The 19,551-nt window shown below is 67.2% G+C and carries 15 protein-coding genes; 7 read left to right on the forward strand and 8 right to left on the reverse strand.

The annotated features are described in order from the left end of the window. Positions 1–5: 5 nt before the first annotated feature. The 3 genes from ACO05N_RS17385 to ACO05N_RS17395 form a co-directional block, all read right to left on the reverse strand. On the reverse strand, positions 6–3,107 hold the full coding sequence (locus ACO05N_RS17385) for an efflux RND transporter permease subunit (RefSeq protein ID WP_422058246.1): 3,102 nt from the start codon (positions 3,105–3,107) through the stop codon (positions 6–8). Next, positions 3,107–4,168, reverse strand: coding sequence for an efflux RND transporter periplasmic adaptor subunit (locus ACO05N_RS17390; protein ID WP_422058247.1), 1,062 nt, complete (start codon positions 4,166–4,168; stop codon positions 3,107–3,109). Before ACO05N_RS17390 ends, ACO05N_RS17385 begins: the two co-directional genes overlap by 1 nt. A gap of 122 nt (positions 4,169–4,290) precedes the next feature. Further along, a complete protein-coding gene (locus ACO05N_RS17395; RefSeq protein ID WP_422058248.1) occupies positions 4,291–5,673 on the reverse strand; it encodes a helix-turn-helix domain-containing protein in 1,383 nt (460 codons plus the stop codon). 179 nt (positions 5,674–5,852) lie between these two features. On the opposite strand from ACO05N_RS17395, the gene ACO05N_RS17400 reads away from it, so the two are divergent. The 3 genes from ACO05N_RS17400 (at position 5,853) to ACO05N_RS17410 (ending at position 8,177) form a co-directional block, all read left to right on the forward strand. Then, positions 5,853–6,011: a hypothetical protein gene (locus ACO05N_RS17400; protein WP_186456931.1), complete on the forward strand. Its 159-nt coding sequence runs from the start codon at positions 5,853–5,855 to the stop codon at positions 6,009–6,011. Between the two features lie 124 nt (positions 6,012–6,135). Next, the gene (locus ACO05N_RS17405) at positions 6,136–7,281 is read left to right on the forward strand and encodes an acyl-CoA dehydrogenase family protein (RefSeq protein WP_422058249.1); all 1,146 of its coding nucleotides are present in this window, start codon (positions 6,136–6,138) and stop codon (positions 7,279–7,281) included. Between the two features lie 107 nt (positions 7,282–7,388). Further along, complete coding sequence (locus ACO05N_RS17410) at positions 7,389–8,177, forward strand: SDR family oxidoreductase (protein ID WP_422058250.1); 789 nt, start codon at positions 7,389–7,391, stop codon at positions 8,175–8,177. On the opposite strand, the gene ACO05N_RS17415 is transcribed toward ACO05N_RS17410, so the two are convergent. Further along, entirely contained in the window at positions 8,174–9,247 is a 1,074-nt protein-coding gene (locus ACO05N_RS17415; RefSeq protein WP_422058251.1) for an AI-2E family transporter, read from the reverse strand. The two genes, ACO05N_RS17410 and ACO05N_RS17415, sit on opposite strands and share 4 nt — an antisense overlap. A 145-nt stretch (positions 9,248–9,392) precedes the next feature. Between ACO05N_RS17415 and ACO05N_RS17420 the strand changes: the two genes are divergently transcribed. Then, positions 9,393–10,499, forward strand: coding sequence for a lactonase family protein (locus ACO05N_RS17420; protein ID WP_422058252.1), 1,107 nt, complete (start codon positions 9,393–9,395; stop codon positions 10,497–10,499). A 7-nt stretch (positions 10,500–10,506) separates the two neighbouring features. Here the strand turns inward: ACO05N_RS17420 and ACO05N_RS17425 are convergent, their stop codons facing one another. Then, positions 10,507–12,765, reverse strand: a complete 2,259-nt coding sequence (locus ACO05N_RS17425; RefSeq protein ID WP_422058253.1) for an NADP-dependent malic enzyme — start codon at positions 12,763–12,765, stop codon at positions 10,507–10,509. Between the two features lie 29 nt (positions 12,766–12,794). Further along, positions 12,795–14,402, reverse strand: a complete 1,608-nt coding sequence (locus ACO05N_RS17430) for a hypothetical protein (protein WP_422058254.1) — start codon at positions 14,400–14,402, stop codon at positions 12,795–12,797. A gap of 104 nt (positions 14,403–14,506) precedes the next feature. Here ACO05N_RS17430 and mutS point away from each other — a divergent pair, with 104 nt between their 5' ends. Then, a complete protein-coding gene (gene mutS, locus ACO05N_RS17435) occupies positions 14,507–17,083 on the forward strand; it encodes a DNA mismatch repair protein MutS (protein ID WP_422058775.1) in 2,577 nt (858 codons plus the stop codon). Continuing rightward, on the forward strand, positions 17,080–17,250 hold the full coding sequence (locus ACO05N_RS17440; protein ID WP_422058255.1) for a hypothetical protein: 171 nt from the start codon (positions 17,080–17,082) through the stop codon (positions 17,248–17,250). Before mutS ends, ACO05N_RS17440 begins: the two co-directional genes overlap by 4 nt. Before the next feature lie 147 nt (positions 17,251–17,397). On the opposite strand, the gene ACO05N_RS17445 is transcribed toward ACO05N_RS17440, so the two are convergent. Beyond that, a complete protein-coding gene (locus tag ACO05N_RS17445; protein WP_422058256.1) occupies positions 17,398–17,988 on the reverse strand; it encodes an NADPH-dependent FMN reductase in 591 nt (196 codons plus the stop codon). Positions 17,989–18,053: 65 nt separating this feature from the next. Here ACO05N_RS17445 and ACO05N_RS17450 point away from each other — a divergent pair, with 65 nt between their 5' ends. Then, positions 18,054–18,617 (forward strand): hypothetical protein, encoded by a 564-nt coding sequence (locus ACO05N_RS17450; protein WP_422058257.1) that lies wholly within the window; start codon positions 18,054–18,056, stop codon positions 18,615–18,617. A gap of 369 nt (positions 18,618–18,986) precedes the next feature. Here ACO05N_RS17450 and ACO05N_RS17455 read toward each other — a convergent pair whose 3' ends face one another. Further along, on the reverse strand, positions 18,987–19,520 hold the full coding sequence (locus ACO05N_RS17455; RefSeq protein WP_422058258.1) for a hypothetical protein: 534 nt from the start codon (positions 19,518–19,520) through the stop codon (positions 18,987–18,989). Positions 19,521–19,551: the final 31 nt, after the last annotated feature.

The following is a 19,551-nucleotide window of genomic DNA, read 5'->3' on the forward strand; positions in this document are numbered from 1 at the left end:
CCGCCCTATTCGGCCGGTTGCGGCGATGTCATCGCCGCGTCAAGCTCGCGGCTCACCGCTTGGGGCGATCCGGTCCACTTGGCAAGCCTGCTATAGAGGATCGGGATCAGGAACAAGGTGATGAGCGTCGCCAGCATCACGCCGAACACGATCACCACGCCGATTGCCGAGCGCGCGCCCGCCCCTGCCCCGCTCGCGATCATCAGCGGCACCGCGCCCGCCGCCGTCGCGATCGACGTCATCAGGATCGCGCGCAGGCGCCGGGCAGAGGCGAGGCGGATCGCGTCGGCGATCTCCTTGCCCTCGTCGCGCAGCTGGTTGGCGAATTCGACGATCAGAATGCCGTTCTTCGCCGCCAGCCCCACAAGCATGACGATCCCGATCTGACTGTACAGGTTCAGCGTCTTGCCGAAGAAGAACAGCCCGAGCATCCCGCCAGCAACCGCCAGCGGCACGGTCATGATGATCACACCGGGATGCACGAAGCTTTCGAACTGCGCGGCGAGCAGCAGATAGACGACCAGGATGGTGAGGCCGAACACCAGCAGGATCGACCCGCCGGTCTCGACGAACGCCTGGCTCTCGCCGCGATAGCCGACCGCCAGCACCTCGGGCGACTGCGCCGCCTGTTCCTGCAGGAAGGTCAGCGCCTCGCCCAGCGAATAGCCCGGGGCGACGCCGCCCGACAGGGTAATGGCCCGCAGCTTGTTATAGCGGCCGAGGTCGCGTGGCCCGGATACTTCGCGCGTGGTGACGAGGTTGGACAGCGGCACGAGCGACCCGTCGCGCGCGCGCACCTGGATCTGGGCGAGGTTGGCTAGGGTGGAGCGGCCGGCCTCGTCCGCCTGAACGATCACGCGATATTCTTCGCCCCGGTCGAGGTAGGTGGACACGCGGCGCGAACCGAGCAGCGTCTGCAGCGCCTGGCTGACCGCATTGACCGAAACGCCCAGGTCGCCGGCGCGCGTGGTGTCGACCTCGATCCGCATCTGCGGCTTGGTTTCCTTGTAATCGGAATCGAGGTTGATGATGCCCGGATTCTGCGCCGCCGCGGCGAGGATGCGATCGCGCGCGGCGACCAGCCCCTCATAGGTGTTGCCCGCGAGCACGAAGTTGATCGGCTGCCCGCGCCCGCGCCCCAGCGCCGATCGCACCTGCGCATTGCCGCGCACCGCCGGCTGGTTGGCCAAGATGGCGTTGATCTGCTGGGCGACCTGCGCGGTCGAGGTGTCGCGCTCTTCCCAGGTCTTCAGGAAGATGACGAAGGCGCCGCTGTTGAAATCGTCGCTCGCACCGAACCCGCCCGGTGTGCGCGTGATGATCGTGCGCACCGCCCCCTGATCGAGCAGCGGCAGCAGCTTGCCCTGCGTATCGAGCATATAGCGGTCCATCTGGTCGAAGCCGGTGCCTTCGGGCGCGCTGATCTGGACCTGCGCGACGCCCTGATCCTCCGCCGGGACCAGTTCCGACTGGAGCGTGGAGAAGGCCGCGCCCGCCGCGAACAGAAAGGCCAGGACCGCGATCAGCGGGATCGCCGGCTTTTCGATCGCGCGCGACAGGCGGCGCGAATAGAAATTCTCCAGCTTCTGGAACTGCTTGTCGACCCAGCCGGTGAAGCGCCCGCGCTTTTCCTGCTTCAGGATCTTCGAGCACAGCATCGGCGTCAGGCTGAGCGCCAGGAACCCGGAAAACGCGATCGCGCCGATCATCGCCACTGCGAGCTCGCGGAACAACAGCCCGGTCTGCCCGGCCAGGAAACAGATCGGCACGAACACCGCGCACACGACGAGCGTCGTCGAAATCACCGCGAACCCGACCTGGCGCGTACCCCGGAATGCCGCGACCAGCGGAGTTTCCCCCTCCTCGATCCGGTGGTAGACATTCTCCAGCACCACGATGGCGTCGTCGACGACCAGGCCGATCGCCAGCACCAATGCGAGCAGGGTCAGCAGATTGATCGAAAAGCCGGCGAGCCACAGCACGGCGAATGCGCCGAGCAGGCAGATCGGCACCGTCACCGCCGGGATCAACGTGGCGCGCCACGATCCCAGGAACAGGAAGATGACGAGGACGACCAGGATCGCCGCCTCTGCCAGTGTCTGCCACACCTTTTCGATGGCGCGGCCGATGAACAGCGAATCGTCCGATCCGACGGTGATCGTCATCCCCTCGGGCAAATCCGCCTGAACCGCTTCTGCGGTTGCCTTGGCAGTCTTCGCGACCTCCAGCGTGTTCGCGCCCGACTGGCGGACGATGCCGAGCCCGACCGCCTGCTGGCCGTTCATGCGGAACGCGTTGTAGGGATTTTCCGCCGACTGTTCGACCCGCGCGACATCGCCCAGCCGGACAAGATAGCCATCCTCGCCACGCCCGACGACAAGGTTCGAAAAGTCGCCCGCCGTCGCAAACGGCCGGTCGACGCGCAATGTGCGGTTCTGTTGCTGCGATTCCAGCCGCCCGGCGGGCAATTCGACATTCTGGCTGCGCAGCGCGGTTTCGACTTCGGCCGGGGTCAGCGAATAGGCGGCCAGCCGCGTCGCATCGAGCCACACGCGCATCGACGGGCGCGCATCGCCCGCCACGAACACGCGCGCGACGCCATCGATCGTGCTGAACCGGTCGACCAGGGTACGGTCGACATAGTCGGACAGCTGCAACCGCGACCAGCCGGGGCGCGAGATCACGAGGAACAGGATCGGCGAGCTGTCGGCATCGACCTTGCGCACTTCGGGCGCCAGCGCCTCTTCAGGCAGATCCTCGGCGACGCTGCCGATGCGGTCGCGCACGTCGTTCGCGGCGGAATCGATATCACGGCCCGGGCGAAATTCGATCGACACGTCCGAAACGCCGTCGCGCGAACGCGAGGTGATCGTCTGGATGCCCTCGATGCCCGAGAGCGCCTCTTCGATCGGCCGGGTGATCCGCGCCTCGATCACGCTGGCAGCGGCGCCGGTGTAGGCGGTTTCGACCGACACCACCGGCGGGTCGGTGTCGGGATATTCGCGCACCGACAGGCCCAGGAATCCGACCACGCCGATGATCGTCAGCAGGATCGCCAGCACTGCGGCAAAAACGGGCCGCCGGACGGAGAGGTCGGACAGTTGCATCAGTTACCCTTGGCCTGGCCGGCCTTGGGGGCCGCATTGCCGGGTCCGGCGGTGCGCACCTGCTGTCCTTCGGCAATCTTGACCACGCCTTCGGTGACGACTCGCTGGCCGGGCTTCAGGCCCTGCGTCACCTCGACCAACCCGTTCTGGCGCAGCCCGGTGCGGATCCGCACCCGCTTCGCCTTGCCATTTTCGATGACGAACACGAAGCTCTGGTCACCCTCTCCCACCACCGCGAGTTCGGGCACGGCGGCCGCGGTCCGGGCCTGAGATTCGATGCTGACCGTCAGCAGCATCCCGGGCTTCAGCTTGCGATCGCCGTTGGCGAGCACCGCGCGCACGGTCGCCGCGCGCGTCTGCGGGTTCAGGACGGGGTCGATGGTCGCGACCGTGCCGCGAAACGGCTGATCCGGATAGGCGGCGGCGACCGCGACGATCGGCTGACCGGGCTCCAATTGCGCCAGCAGGGTCTCAGGCACGGTGAAGTCGAGCTTGATGCGGCTGATGTCGCTGACGGTGGCGATTTCGGTCCCCGCGCTCACCACCGCGCCGGCGGAAATATTGCGCAGCGACACCCATCCGCCGAACGGCGCGCGCACCACGCGATCGCCGATCGATGCCCGGGCCTCGGCCGCCTGGGCATTGGCCTGCCCGGCGAGCGCGGTCTGGGCGTCGACCGCGCTGCGCGTCGCAAAGCCGCGATTCTTCAGTTCCTCGAGCCGGGCAAGCTGCTGCTGCGCCTCACGCGCCCGGGCACTCGCCTGTGCCAGCTGGGCGTTTTCCTGGCCCTGCGCCAGAACCGCGATCACCTGGCCCCGGCTGACATAAGCGCCGTCCTCGAAATTGAGGCGCAGGATGCGTTCGGTCACCGGTGCCGTCAGCGTAACCTGTTCGTTGGCGCGCGCCGTGCCGACCGCATCGATGCGCTCGACAAAGCGCGCCGACTGGACCGCGCCCAGCGTCACCAGCGGCGCTTCGCGGCCCTTTTTCTGCGCTGCGTCACCGCCGCCGCACGATGCCAGGGCTACGGCGGAAGCCGCCAATACAAGAATCATTCGCATGAAAAAGCGCGCTACACCAACCGGGGGGAACATCAACTATTCCAACCAACTTGTCGCAAAAGTGTGTCAGGCTTTATTGCGCATGCGAAGAAACGCTGTGTTTCCAATCGGAACAGCGCGGCTCAATCTCCGGCAAAACCGAACGGCGAAACCCCGGCCTCGCGTTCGTTGACCAGCATCGCGCGTCCGGTGGGTGGCGCGCTACGCTGGGGGCATTCGCGGGTGCAGGCGCGGCAGCCCAGACCCACAGGCACCGCCTCTCCGCCGAAATCCAACCCGCGCGCAGCAGCCAGCCCCGTCGCCGCCTCCGCCGCCAGCCCCAGCGTGACCACGAACCGCGCGCGCACGGCCCCCGCCCAGCCGCCCGGCGGCGCGACGCAGCGCGAGCTGGTGAACCAGCGCGTTCCGTCCTCGAGTTCGACCAGCTGGACGATCCGCTCATCCGGGCGCGCGAATGCGGCATAGGCGTCGAGCAGCGGGCATGGCACCGCGGATTCCACCAGCGGCGATCCGCTCGCCCCGGCAAAGCGCTTGGACACCTGCCCCGCCCGGTCGACCCGCAGCATGAAGAACGGCAGTCCGCGCGCGCCGACCCGCTGCAGCGTGGTCAGCCGGTGCGCCACCTGTTCCGCGCTGGCCCCGAAACGGCGCCGCAGCAGTTCCAGGTCATAGCCGGTCGCCTCGCACGCGCGCAGGAAGCGGGCATAGGGCATCATCACCGCCGCAGCGAAATAGCCGACGAGATGGCGGCGATAGAGCCGTTCGGCGACGCGGTCGGCGAACCCGGCGCCGCGCACCAGCGCCTCGATCTCGCTCCGCGCCTCGCTCGCCAGCTGACGGGCCAGCGCGAATACCCGGCTCGGCGGATCGAGCGCTTCGGAGAGCTGCAGCTGCCGCGCGTGCAGGTCGAGGCGGACGCGCAGTCCGGCGAGTACCTCGATCGGGAGCACCCGGATCGACAGCTGATGCTTGACCCGCAACCGCTCCGCCATCGCGCCGAACGGGTCGCTCGAGGCGATGCGCAGCTCGTCGGCGAGCGCTTCGGCGGCGGCGTCAAGGTCGGCGAAATGGTTGCGCCAGCGCTCGACCTCGCGCCGCACCGCCGCGCCCGGATCCTCCGCGTCCCCGGACGCCACGGTGCCACCCGCCCCGATCCGGTCATAAGCACGCGCAAACGCCTCCGCCCCGCCGGGTGCTCCGGCAAGCCATTCGGTGAGCTCGCTGCGATCGATCTCGATATCGGCGAACAGCGGATCGGCCAGCCGCCGCCGCATTGCCTCCTCACCCCCGCCCGGCTCGCCCGCAGCCAGCGTACGCGGGTCGAAGTCGAACACCTGCGCCAATCCCAGCATCAGCGTCGCCGAGAGCGGCCGCTGGTTGCGCTCGACCAGATTGAGATAGCTGGCCGAAACGCCCAGCATCTCGGCCATCGCCGCCTGGGTCAGCCCCTGCCCCCGCCGCAACCGGCGGACCGCATGCCCCGCGAACAATTTGCGTTCCGCCATGTCCTACAGCCCCTGTTCCTGATACGTTCGCAGGAATTGTCACCTGTCAATTATTTACATAAAATCCACCGGCCTGTCATCCGTCATCTACACCATGACCCCGCTGACACCTGATCAAATTGTCAGCATCGCCATTCGAGAGTCATACAGAATGCACGACAGTTTACAGGAGCAAGCCTATGAAGACCCCCGAACCCGCGACTGCCCGCCCGGTCTTCTCGACCGCCGACTTCGCCCTGCTCAAGGAAGCGGTCGCGGATTACACCCGCAAGATCGCCGACGACCCCCGTTCGGTCCAGTTCGCCAACCTCTATCATCGCCTCGGCCGCCTCGGCTGACGCGGCACCGCCTTCCTGGGGAGGAACGATGCCCGCCGGTTCGCCCCGGCGGGCATTTGCGTCTGTGTTTTGGCCCTGCTAATCCCTCGATTCGAAAACAGGGTATGGAGCAGGATCGCCGGATATGAGCCTCGACGCCGAGACGTTTGACGCATTGATCGACACGGTACGCCGCTTCGTCGCCGAACGGCTGCGGCCGCTGGAGGCGGAGGTCGAAGAGGCCGATGCGATCCCCGCGCAGATCGTCGAGGAGATGAAATCGCTCGGCCTGTTCGGGCTGTCGATTGCCGAGGAATATGGCGGCCTGGGCCTGACGATGGTCGAGGAATGCCGCATCGCGCTGGAGCTAGGGCGCACCACCCCGGCCTTCCGCTCGACCTTCGGCACCAATGTCGGCATCGGCAGCCAGGGTCTCGTCATGGCCGGCACCCCCGAACAAAAAGCCGAATGGTTGCCGAAAATCGCGACCGGCGAGATCATCACCAGCTTCGCACTGACCGAACCCGATGTCGGCAGCGACAGCGGCGCGGTGAAGGCGCGCGCGGTGCGCGATGGCGATGTCTATCGGCTGAGCGGGACGAAACGCTATATCACCAATGCCGACAAAGCGTCGCTGTTCACGGTGATGGCGCGCACCGGCGACGAACCCGGCGCACGCGGCGTCTCCGCCTTCCTCGTCCCCCGCGACCTGCCCGGCGTCAGCATCGGCGAGCCCGAGAAGAAGATGGGGCAAAAGGGTGCGAAGGTGGCCGATGTGATCTTCGACGACGTCCCCGTCCCCGCCGCCAACCGGCTGGGCGAAGAGGGCGAAGGCTTCAAGATCGCAATGCGCGTACTCGACCGCGGCCGGCTGCATATCAGCGCGGTCAGCGTCGGCGTCGCCGAACGCCTGATCGCCGACTGCGTCGCCTATGCGACCGAGCGCAAGCAGTTCGGAAAGGCGATAGCCGAGCACCAGCTGATCCAGGCGATGATCGCCGACAGCAAGACCGAGGCGCTGGCCGCCCGCGCCCTCGTCCTCGAAACCGCCGCCGCAAAGGACGCGGGCAAGGACGTGGTGATGGAGAGCGCGGCGGCCAAGCTGTTCGCGACCGAAATGGTCGGGCGCGTCGCCGACCGCGCGGTGCAGATCTTTGGCGGTGCGGGCTATATCGCCGATTACGGGATCGAACGGCTGTACCGCGACGTCCGCCTGTTCCGCATCTACGAAGGCACCAGCCAGATCCAGCAGCTGATCATAGCGCGGGAGACGATCAAGCGGGGTGGGTAGTGATCAAAGCCGTCACCCCAGCGAAAGCGGGGTCTCCCACGGCAAAGCGGACGGCCTGACGCACAAGACCCCAGCTTGCGCTGGGGTGACGCACTTGGAGAGATAGGATGGACACCAGCAAATTCTTCGACCTCAGCGGCAAGGTCGCTCTCGTGACCGGCGGCAGCCGCGGCATCGGCAAGATGATCGCCGAGGGCTTCATCGCGCAGGGCGCGAAGGTCTATATCTCGTCGCGCAAGGCTCCGGCCTGCGAGGAAACCGCAGCCGAGCTCGGCCCGAACTGCATTCCGATCCCGATGGATGTATCGAGCGTCGAAGGCTGCAAGGCGCTCGCCGCCGCGCTGGCGGAGCGCGAGCCGCATCTCGACATCCTGGTCAACAATGCCGGCGCAGCATGGGGCGTGGAGTTCACCGAATTCCCGGAGAGCGGCTGGGACAAGGTGATGGACCTCAACGTCAAATCGCCCTTCTTCCTGACGCAAGCGCTGCACGAACTGCTCAAGGCCCGCGCCAGCCACGACGCGCCGTCCAAGGTGATCAACATCACCTCTATCGACGGACTGCGCCTCAATCCGTGGGAAACCTATAGCTATCACGCGTCAAAGGCGGCGCTGATCTACCTCACCAAGCGCATGGCCGCGCGGCTTATCCGCGACGGGATCATCGTCACCAGCCTCGCCCCCGGCGCCTTCGCCAGCGAGATGAACCGCGCCGCCCACGACCATGGCGACGAAGTTGCGAAGCGCATCCCGATGCGGCGCATCGGCACGCCGGAGGACATGGCGGGGGCCGCGATCTTCCTCGCCAGCCGGGCGTCGGACTACGTCGTCGGCGACACGCTCGTGGTGGATGGCGGGTTGGTCAACGCCTCCCTTGCCGTCAGCATCGACGCTTAATCCGCGTCGTCGGCTTGGCCAGCAATCTTGATGTCCTTGCCCAGCAGGGTGCGGACATAGATGCGCTGGACCAGCACGAACACCACCACGGTCAACGGGGCGGCCAGCAGGACGCCGAGGAAGCCGAACAGCAGCCCCGCGGCGACCACGGCGAACAACAGGATGGCGGGCGGCACGTCGACCGCCTGCTTCTGGATCATCGGCTGCAGGAAATTGCCCTGAATCTGCTGGATGATCAGGAACAGCACGATCGTCCACACGGCCGTGATCGGCGAGACGGTAAAGGCGAGCAGGACTGCGGGAACTCCGGCGATGATCGGGCCGATCATCGGGATGACGTCGAGCAGGCCCGCGATCAGGCCAAGCCCGCCCGCCGCTGGAACACCGAGCAGCGCGAGTCCGGCCCAGGTGAAGGCGGCGACGACCAGCGACGACACCGCCTGCCCCACCATCCAGCCGCGCAGGCCGCGCGCGGCATCGTCGATCGCATTGGCCACGGTCGGCTCGGCCCGGCGGGGCATCAGCAGCAAGAGGCCGCGGCGATAGACCGCGGGATCGCTGGCGAGGAAGATCGCCGCGACAAAGACGAGGACGAAATTTGCGATGCCGTTGGTGGCGGTGAGGACATAGCCGCCGGCCTGGCTGGCGAAGCGCGACACGTCGCTGCTCCCCTGCTCGACCATCTTGCGGACCGACTCGCTAAGGCCGGCGCGTTCGAGGAAGGCGCGAACCTGTTCGATCGCGGGCGGGATGCTGTCCTCAATCGTGTCGAACTCACCCGCGAGCTGCGACCCGAACAGCGTGAAGGCGCCGCCGAACACCGCGAGGATAAGCAGCACCGAGACGCCGAGTGCTAACCCGCGCCCGATGCCGGTCCAGCGACTCACCGCCTGGGTGATCACACCGAAGATCGCGGCGAGCACCAGCGATGCGAAGATCAGCATGAGGAAGCCCGACAATTCGAGCAGCATCCACGCAAAGCCGACGATCGCCAGGATCGTGACGGTGACCGTGGCGACGCGGCCGACCGTCGGGAACGCGCTGGCGGCCGGGTCCGATGGGGTGGTCATGCGGTGAGGTGCTCCATTCTAGTCCGGGATTTTCAGCCGAGCTGCGGCGATGCTACCGCGCAACGCTTTGCATCGCCAGCGGCTCCCGAAGCGGCTTACCCATCGCGGCATTGACGCGGCGCGCGCAGGCGGCTTTCAAGTGACGATGACTGCTTCCCCCTTCACTCCGTCGCGCCGCAGCTTCGTTGCCGGCACCCTCGCGCTTGCCGGCAGCCCGACGGCTGCGATGGCCGCCGCGCCTGATCGACTGATCGCCGGCACCTATGCCAGTCGCGGCGGTCCGGGCGTCGTGCCGCTGACAGGAACGGGGGATGGCTGGACCGCAGGCGCGCCGTTCGCGGCGATCCGCAACGCGTCGTTTGGCGTGACGTCGCGCGGTGGTCGCCTGCGCTATCTGCTCGACGAGAGCGAGGCGGGAACGCTGGGCATCTATGACCGGGCGCTGAAGCCGATCGCCAGCGTGTCCACACTGGGCGCGCATCCATGCCATGCCGCGGTCAGCCCGGATGGGGGCATGCTCGCGGTGGCGAACTATTCGAGCGGCAATGTCGCTGTGTGGCGCCTGGACCGGAAGACGGGGCTGTTGGTCGGCGAGGCGCAGAGCGTGGCGCATCGCGGGAGCGGGCCGAACCAGCGGCGACAGGCCGGGCCGCATGCGCATTGGGTCGGATTCAGCCGCAACGGGCGAACGCTGCACGCGGTCGATCTCGGCGCGGACGTGGTGTTCGCGCATCGCCTCGATCCCGCGTCGGGGCGCGTCACGCGCAGCGATGTTGCGTACCGCGCCGCGCCGGGATCTGGGCCGCGCCACCTTGCCTGGCACCCGCGCCTGCCGGTCGCCTATCTGCTGGCCGAGCTGGCGAATACGGTGACGGTGCTGCGCGCGAATGCCGATGGCGGGTTCACGGCAGGCGCTACGCTCTCGACCTTGCCCGCCGGGTTCGCGGGAGCGTCTTCGGGCGCGCATATCGCAGTCAACCGCGGGGGCACGCGGCTGTATCTGTCGAACCGCGGCCATGACAGCATCGCCGTATTCGCTATCGCGCGCGACGGCGGGCTGACCCTGGTGCAGCATGTCAGCTGCGGCGGAGACTGGCCGCGCCTGTTCCTGCTGCGCGAGGATCGCCGCGAGTTGCTCGTCGCCAACGAGCGGTCGGGCAATGTGGCGGTGCTGCGGATTCAGGTGGACGGTCGGCTCGCCGAGCCGACGCGCGGCCCGGCGATTCCCGGCGTAGTGTTCCTGTCAGAATAGCCTCGCTTTAGCGCGCGATCCCTCCGGCCGCGAGCACCGCCAGCGTCACCAGATCGCCAGCACTGCTGGTCATCGGTGCGACCTGGACCGGCTTTTCCATGCCGACCAGCATCGGTCCGATCATGCTGTCGCCGCCCAGTTCGCGCAGCAGCTTGGCCGAGATATGCGCCGACTGCAGGCCCGGCATGATCAGGATGTTGGCCGGGCCGGACAGGCGGGCGAACGGATAGTTGGCGAGCTGACGCGGGTTGAGCGCCACGTCGGGCGCCATTTCGCCTTCATATTCGAAGCTGACGCCGCGCCCGTCGAGCACCTTCACCGCGTCGCGGATATTTTCGAGGAACGCGCCCTTGGGGTTGCCGAAGTTCGAATAGCTGAGGAACGCGACGCGCGGTTCGTGGCCCATCTGGCGGGCGACCTGGGCGGTCTGTTCGGCAATGTCAGCCAGTTCCTCGGCGGTGGGGCGTTCGTTGACGGTGGTGTCCGCGATGAACACCGTGTGCGACTGGCCGACCATCAGGTGCATGCCGAACGCGGTGCGGCCATCGGCGACGTCGATCACGCGGCGCACTTCGCGCAGGGTCTGCGAATAGGTGCGGGTGACGCCGGTGATCATCGCATCGCCCTCCCCCAGCTGGAGCAGCAGCGAGCCGAAGATGTTGCGGTCCTGGTTCACCATCCGCTCGCAATCGCGGCGTAGATAGCCACGGCGCTGGAGCCGGTTGTACAGGAAGTCGACCATCGCCGGGACGAGCGGCGAGTTGCGGCTGTTGTGCAGTTCGAAGCTGTCGGGGTCGCTGACGCCGAGCGCGCGCAGGCGATCGGGCACATCGTCGCGGCCGACCAGCACCGGCGTACCATAGCCGCCGTCGCGGAAGGCGATGGCGGCACGCAGCACGACTTCCTCCTCCGCCTCGGCAAAGATCACGCGCTTGGGGTGCGCACGCGCGCCTTCATAAGCGAGCGTCAGCACCGACGTAGTCGGGTTGAGGCGGCTGCGCAGCGTGTGGCGATAGGCGGCCATGTCGAGAATCGGCTTGGTCGCGACGCCCGAGTCCATTGCCGCCTTGGCCACTGCCATCGACACGACTTCCATCAGGCGCGGATCGAACGGCGCGGGGATGATGTATTCGGGACCGAAGCTGTGCGCCTTGCCATAGGCGAGCGCGACTTCCTCCGGCACCTGTTCGCGCGCGAGTTCGGCGATGGCGCGGGCAGCGGCGATCTTCATTTCCTCATTCACCGCCGTCGCGCGGACGTCGAGCGCGCCGCGGAAGATGAAGGGAAAACCGAGCACGTTGTTGACCTGGTTGGGATAGTCCGACCGGCCGGTGGCGATGATCGCGTCGGGGCGCGCCGCCTTGGCCAGTTCGGGCCGGATCTCGGGCTCGGGATTGGCCATGGCAAAGATGATCGGCGCCGGGGCCATGTCCTTCACCATTTCGGGCTTCAGCGCGCCCGCGGCGGAGAGGCCAAGGAACACGTCGGCCCCGACCAGCGCCTCGGTCAGCGAGGTGCGGTCGGTGGCGACGGCATGCGCCGACTGCCACTGGTTGACGCCCTCGCGGTCCGGGGTGATCACGCCCTTGCGGTCGCACATGAGCACGTTGTCGTGCCGCACGCCCATCGCCTTGATCAGCTCGGTACAGGCAATGGCGGCCGCGCCCGCGCCATTCACCACCACCTTGATATCGGGCAGACTGCGCCCGGTGAGCAGGCAGGCGTTGATCAGGCCGGCGGCGGTGATGATCGCGGTGCCATGCTGGTCGTCATGGAACACCGGAATGTTCATCCGCTCACGCAGCGTCTGTTCGATGATGAAGCATTCGGGGGCCTTGATGTCTTCAAGATTGATGCCGCCAAAGCTCGGTTCCATCAGCTCGACCGCGTCGATGAAGCGGTCGACATCCTCGGTCTTCAGCTCGATATCGATCGAATCGACATCGGCGAAGCGCTTGAACAGCACCGCCTTGCCCTCCATCACGGGCTTCGATGCCAATGCCCCCAGATTGCCCATGCCGAGGATCGCAGTGCCGTTGGATATGACCGCGACGAGGTTGCCCTTGGCAGTATAGTCGTAGGCGGTAGCGGGATCGTCGGCGATCGCCTGGACCGGGACCGCAACGCCGGGGGAATAAGCGAGCGCCAGATCGCGCTGGGTCGTCAGCGGCTTCGACGCGATGATCTCGATCTTGCCGGGCCGGCCCTCCGAGTGGAACAGCAGCGCCTCGCGCTCGGAAAACTGGATATTGGCTTCTTCGGACATTCGGGTCTCCGCGGCGTTGTTGTGGCTCTTTAGGGCGGGTCGGCGCGGAATGGAACCGGGTGGCGCACGGCATAAAGTTCGCTGCGTCCGTTTGACCATATCCGATCGAGGGGCGGGCCGGCATAATCGGTCGGCAGACGGGCGCTGACCAGCCACAGATAGTCGGCGCCGTCGATTGGCGCGACCGTCAATGTTTCCTGCAATGTCCGGCGACTACGCTCGGCCAGTGGCAGCTTCATGTCGATGCACCGTGCGGGAAACACGAATGCGGACGGGTCGCGGTAATAGTCCGCGTGCGGACGATAGCGGACCTGCAGCATGTTGACGCCGTCCATTTCCCAATGCGCGTTGACCCATGATTGGCGGGTTACGGTCGCCACATTGGGAATATGTTCGAGCCGATGCCGCTTCCAGTCCGACAGCTTGCATCCGACGGCGACGAAGCTGAGGATCCGCGATCCGGGGCGGACCTGATCGAGCGCGGACAGCTCGCTGGCATAAATTCGATCATAGCCGACGAAGCTGGTCGTGGTGGCGATAAGGCGCACGACGAGCAATAGCGCGCCGGCCACTGCGACCCATCGCCGGCGGTCAGGCGCGACCCCACTCCAGTCCTGTAGCGCCAGCGCGAGCATCAACGCGACCGGGGCCAGCCGGGTATCGATATGGTGCGCCGCGTTGAGCACCGATGGAGCAAGCACCACCAGACTTGCTGCCGCGATGACCGGCACCACCGTGCCGTTGCGATAGCGGGCGCCCCACCGCCTTCCGATGAACAGGACAGCAAAGGCTGCGGCGACGGAGCCGATGTCGAGAATGATATTCTGGTCGCGCAACGCCATGACCACGGCATCGATCTTGAGGCTGACCAGCCAGCGGGTTTCGCCGCCGGTCGGCGGTGCCATCGCCATCCACAGGACCACGAACGCCACGACACCGGACAGCGGCCACAGCGCGCGCGAACCCGCGCTGGCCGCAGACAGCGTCCAGTTGGCCCGGCGCCAGATCTCGCGCCGCCCCGCTTCCTGGCTGGCGATGATGATCGTCGCCATGGCGCCGCCGACTGCGTGCGAGACCATCAGCAACGGGAGCAGGACCAGGTACAATCCTGCGCGCAGTGCGGGGCGCAGCTCCAAGCGGAACCACAGGGCAAGCGCCAGCAGCGCGAACCCGATGGTCAGCGAATAGTTGAGAAAGCCGTAGAGGAACGGCCAGTTCATCACGAAGATCAGCGCCCAGGGCAGCGCCGTCGCGCCGCGCGGATTGAGCGTTCGCGCGATGGCGATCACGCCGAGCGCGTTCATGACGGGAGTCGCGGCGCAGACCAGCCAGGTTGCGTCCATCAGCCCCAGCGCCGGACTGAGTGCGACGATCAGCGCGTCGCTGCCAAGGTTCAGGACGGGGACCCAGGTGAAGCTGAAGAACGCATGCAGCGCGCTGTCGCCGGGCGCGACCGCCACCGCCAGGCGACCCATATGCCCGGGCACGTCGATGATCGGGGGGATGCGGACGAACAACCACGGCAGCAGAAACAACAGGCAGACAAGGGCCACCACCGGCCATCGCAGCGGGCCGAACGCGTCACGTTCGGCCAGATTCGGTGCGGGCTGCGCGGCATGTGGGGTCGGTGTCGGCATCCATCGCCGACTATTGCAGCCCGGAGCGCGCGTCACGCCGTTACAGCCATTGCAATCAGCGAATTTTGAGATAGCGGTCTCGCATGTCCGCCCCCCCAACACCAATGATGGCGCAATATCTGGCGCTCAAGGCGGAGTCTCAGGACTGCCTGCTATTCTATCGCATGGGCGATTTCTTCGAGCTGTTTTTCGACGATGCGAAGATCGCCAGCAATGTCCTCGACATCGCGCTCACCTCGCGCGGAGAGCATGGCGGCGACAAGATTCCGATGTGCGGCGTGCCCGCGCACTCGGCGGAAGGGTATCTCGCGCGGCTGATCAAGGCGGGGCATCGGGTCGCCATTGCCGACCAGATCGAGACGCCCGAGGAGGCCAAGAAGCGCGGTGGGTCCAAGGCGCTGGTCGCGCGCGCGATTATCCGCGTCGTTACGGCCGGCACGCTGACCGAAGAGGCGTTGCTCGACAGCCGCAGCGCGAACTGGTGCGCGGCGATCGGCGAGGCGGGCGGCGCGGTCGCGATTGCGGCCGCCGACATTTCCACTGGCCGGTTCGAACTGCTGGAATGCAGCGCCGATGCGGTCGGGGCGGTGCTGGCGCAGCTCAACCCGGCGGAGATCGTCGTTGCGGAGGGGAGCGAGGCGGAGATGCTCGCCACCACCACCCGGCCGCGCGGCGAATTCGACAGCAGCCGGGGCGAAGCACGGATCAAGACGCTGTTCGGCGTGGCGACGCTCGACGGGTTCGGCCAGTTCGGTCGCGCGGCGCTGGCGGCTGCGGGGGGCCTGATCGCCTATCTCGATCATACGGCGAAGGGCGCCCTGCCCTTTTTGCGCCCGCCGCGCATCACCCGGTCGGACGCGTGCATGGCGATCGACGCGGCGACACGCGAGAGCCTAGAGCTGACACAGAGCCAGTCGGGGACGCGCAAGGGCAGCCTACTCGATGCGGTCGACCGGACGGTGACCGGCGCGGGAGCGCGGTTGCTGGGGCAGGATCTCGCCGCACCGCTGATGGATGTCGGCGCAATCGAGGCGCGGCTGGATCTGGTGCAGCGGTTTCACGACGACCCCGGCCTGCGTGAGGATGTGCGCGGGACGTTGCGCAGCCTGCCCGATATCGGGCGCGCGCTGGGGCGGCTTGCCGCCGGGCGCGGCAGTCCGCGTGACCTGGGCCAGCTGCGCGACGGACTCGATGGCGCGTGGCGATTGGGGGAGAAATTGGGGCGGCTGGCGGATGCCCCGACGCTGCTTGCAGAGCTTGCGCCGCAGCTGCGCGGGCATGGCGCGCTGATCGACTTGTTGCAGCGTGCGCTGGTCCCTGCCCCGCCGATTGATGCGGCGCATGGCGGCTATATCGCCGAGGGTTATGACGCCGCGCTAGACGATCTGCGCGACGCGGGCGCGGGCGGGCGGCGCGCGATCGCAGCGCTGGAGGCGCAGTATCGCGACCGCACCGGCATCGCCGCGCTCAAGATCAAGCATAATGGCGTGCTCGGCTATCATATCGAGGTCGCGGCGAAACATGCCGACGCGCTGATGGTCGCCGATAGCGGCTTCACCCATCGCCAGACTCTGGCCGGCGTGGTGCGGTTCAATGCGCCCGAACTGCACGAGATTGCGGTCAAGGTGACGCAGGCGGGCGCGCATGCGCTGGCGGCGGAGGCGGCGCATCTGGAGGATCTGACCGCCGCCGCGCTGGGAACGCGCGAGGCGATTGCGGCGACCGCCGATGCGCTCGCCCGGCTCGACGTGGCGGCGGGGCTGGCCGAGCGGGCGGCAGAGGGTGGCTGGACGCGACCGGCTCTGGTGGATCACGCCTGTTTCGAGGTCGAGGGCGGGCGGCACCCGGTGGTGGAGTCGGCGCTGGCACGGAGCGGCGAACGCTTTGTCGCGAATGACTGCGTGCTGTCCGAACGCAGCCGGTTGTGGCTCGTCACCGGGCCGAACATGGGCGGCAAGTCGACGTTCCTGCGCCAGAACGCGCTGATCGCGGTGCTTGCGCAGGCGGGCGCCTATGTCCCGGCGGCACGCGCGAAGCTGGGGCTGGTGGATCGGTTGTTCAGCCGCGTCGGCGCATCCGACAATCTTGCGCGCGGGCGATCGACCTTCATGGTCGAGATGGTCGAGACCGCCGCAATCCTCGCGCAGGCGACGGCGCGCAGCTTCGTTATCCTCGACGAGGTCGGGCGCGGGACCAGCACCTATGACGGCCTCGCCATCGCCTGGGCGGTGGTCGAGGCGATTCACGAGGATAATCGCTGCCGCTGCCTGTTCGCGACGCATTATCACGAACTGACGCGGCTGGCGGAGCGGTGCGAGGCGCTGTCGCTGCACCATGTCCGCGCACGCGAGTGGAAGGGCGACCTGGTGCTGCTGCACGAGGTGGCGGAGGGGCCGGCGGATCGCAGCTATGGCCTGGCCGTCGCGCGGCTCGCGGGGCTGCCGCCGATGACAATCAGCCGGGCCAAGGCGGTGCTCGCCAAGCTGGAGGTGGGGCGCGAGAAGACGGGCGGGATCGCGGCGGGACTGGACGACCTTCCGCTGTTCGCGGCGATGGTGGCTGAGGAAGCGGCGCCGGTCGATCCGCTGCGCGCGGAACTCGAGGCGCTCGACGTCGATGCGCTGAGCCCGCGCGAGGCGCTGGACGCGCTTTACCGGCTTAAGGCATTGAGTGACGCATGATGCGCAATAACGGCTTTTTCGGCCTGCTGTGGGTGATCTACGCCAGCTCGCGCGAGGGTTTCGGCAAGCGGCGCGCAGCCGAGGTGATGGTTGTCGCGGGGCTGATCCTGGCGACGCCGTTGCTGATCGTCGCGCTGCTGGTCTGGCTGCTCCTCCACTTCACGTAGAGGATCGCGCGTAAATCACAAATCAGGTTGCCGTTTGTGCTGAGCTTGTCGAAGCACGGTTCCGGCGCTCGCGGATGGCGGACCAACGCCCTTCGACAAGCTCAGGGAAAACGGCTGTAGAGCGAGCCCGATTAAACGCTCGATGAGTTAATAGGGCGGATCGCGGCGCGCGCGCTGGGCCCTGGCTGCTTCGACCCACCATAGGAAATCATCGACGAAGCGCGGGAAGGCGCGGGTCAGCGACGCCCCGCCCTCCCCCTGCGGCTGGTCGTCGGCGTCGATCGCCTGGCCGATCTGGCCCACTGTCAGCGTGGAGGAGATCACGACCATGCCCATTTCGCTGAGCGTCGGGTGCCACATCGAACTGCTGCGCGCGCCCGCCAGCCGACCGGCCGAATAGCTGGCGATCGCGGCGGGTCGCCAGAACCACTCCTCCAGAAAATGGTCGGTCAGGTTCTTGAGGCCGGGCTGCATGCCCCAATTGTATTCGCCGGTGACGAACAGGAATCCGTCCGCCGCCTTGATCTTCCCCGCCAGCGTTTCCATCGCCCCCGGCGCCTCGCCCTTCGGATATTCCTTGTACATCCGGTCAAGCATCGGGAGGTCGACCGCCATCGCGTCGATCAGTTCGGCGTCGCAGCCTTTCGCCGTCAGCTGTGCGGTGAGCCAGCGGGCGAGGCGGATACCCATGCGGTCGCGGCGGTAGGAGCCGTAGAAGACGAGAATACGGTCGGACATGATCGGCGGGCCTTTCGCTCGACAGGGCGGTGTCGTCATGGATAGTGGGCGCGAGGGGAAAATCCATGAGCGAGTTCGAGTTCATCTTCGCGCTGTTCGGGCTGCTGCTCGGCCTGTCGATCGTCGAGGTGCTGGGCGGTCTGGCCCGGGCGATCGAGGCGCGGTTGCGGCCCGGGGCGACGGTGCGGATCGGTTGGCTGACGCCGCTGCTGGGCATCTTCGTGCTGCTTGACCTCCTGTCCTTCTGGCAGGCGGCGTGGACGACGCGGGACGTGGTCGGGGTGTCCGGCCATTCGCTGATGGCGATCACTCTGTTCGCCAGCGCTTACTACCTGGCCGCGCACCTGGTGTTTCCGCGGGAGCCGGGTGATCATGCGGAGCTGGACAGCCATTTCTTCCGGGTTCGGCGGATCGTGCTGGGCGTGATGCTGGCGCTGCTGGCGTGTCAGATCGGATTTTATCTGGCGACGCCGGCAACGGCGGGGGTGCTGATGCGACCGCTGGCAATCGCGCTGACGGTGGTCCTGGCGGCGCTGATGGTTGCGGCGATGCTGGTGCGCGGCGAGCGGTTGAGCATCGCGGTGATGGTGGCGCTCGTGGCGCGCTATCTGGTCGTCTACCTGATCTGAACATGAAAGAGGCCACCGGGGCCATCTCTGGCACCCGGTGACCTCCGACATGGTCAGCGGCCGGAGAGCTCCAGCCCGGGAGACCATGCGGACCATCAGCTGTTGCGGCGTCGTTGATTGGAGGAGGATACCTCCCGTACGCCAGCCGGGTGGAGGGCTTCCACCCGGTGCACAGCTTAGGCCCGAGTCTCCCGAACGAACTGAACCGACCTCACTGCTGAACCATGAGACATCGGATCACCTCCTTTCGCTTGTTGAAACGGCGTACCTCGATTTGGGTACGATGCGAATGTGGCGACTCCGACAGGCGAGAACAAGTCTTGTAATTATCCGGAGTTTATACGATTCTGGTCTTCTGGCGCCGGTTGATCAGCGTCGGCAATCCTCCACCACGCGCTGCACCTCTGCCCAGGTCGGGACGACCAAGGGAGCGAGCGGCGGCATCTCCACCACGAAACGGCCGCGGCTGTAGCCCATCGCGTCGAGGATCGGATCGTTCGCGGGCAGCATCACCGCCATATAGGGCTGCGCACCCGGTGTGGCCCGGGCTGCCAGGCTCCGCGCGGTGGTTGACGTGCGGATCGTGATCGGCCCCGGGGCTTCGCCACGACGGGCGATCTGGACCTGTCGCGTCGCGCGATCGCAGCGCAGCGACAGTTCGGGCTGATCGGTGCGCAGGCCGAACAGCGCGATCGTCCCCTGCCCTTCCTGCCGGTAGCTCCAGTCCCCGCGCGCCGCAGGCCAGTCGCGCCAGTCGCTGCTGGCTGGAGGCGGCGCGGGTGCCGGAGCGGGTGCTGGCGCCGGGACCGGACGCGGCGGCGGCGGCGGAGCGGGGGCCGGCGGCACGACATTGGAACAGCTGGCGAGGGCGACCGACGCGGCGAGGAGAGGAATGAAACGCATGCCCGGCCTTATGGGCGAAGCGCGAGGGCGG

The organism is Sphingomonas sp. (assembly GCF_965227385.1).
In the GTDB taxonomy this organism is placed as follows: domain Bacteria; phylum Pseudomonadota; class Alphaproteobacteria; order Sphingomonadales; family Sphingomonadaceae; genus Sphingomonas.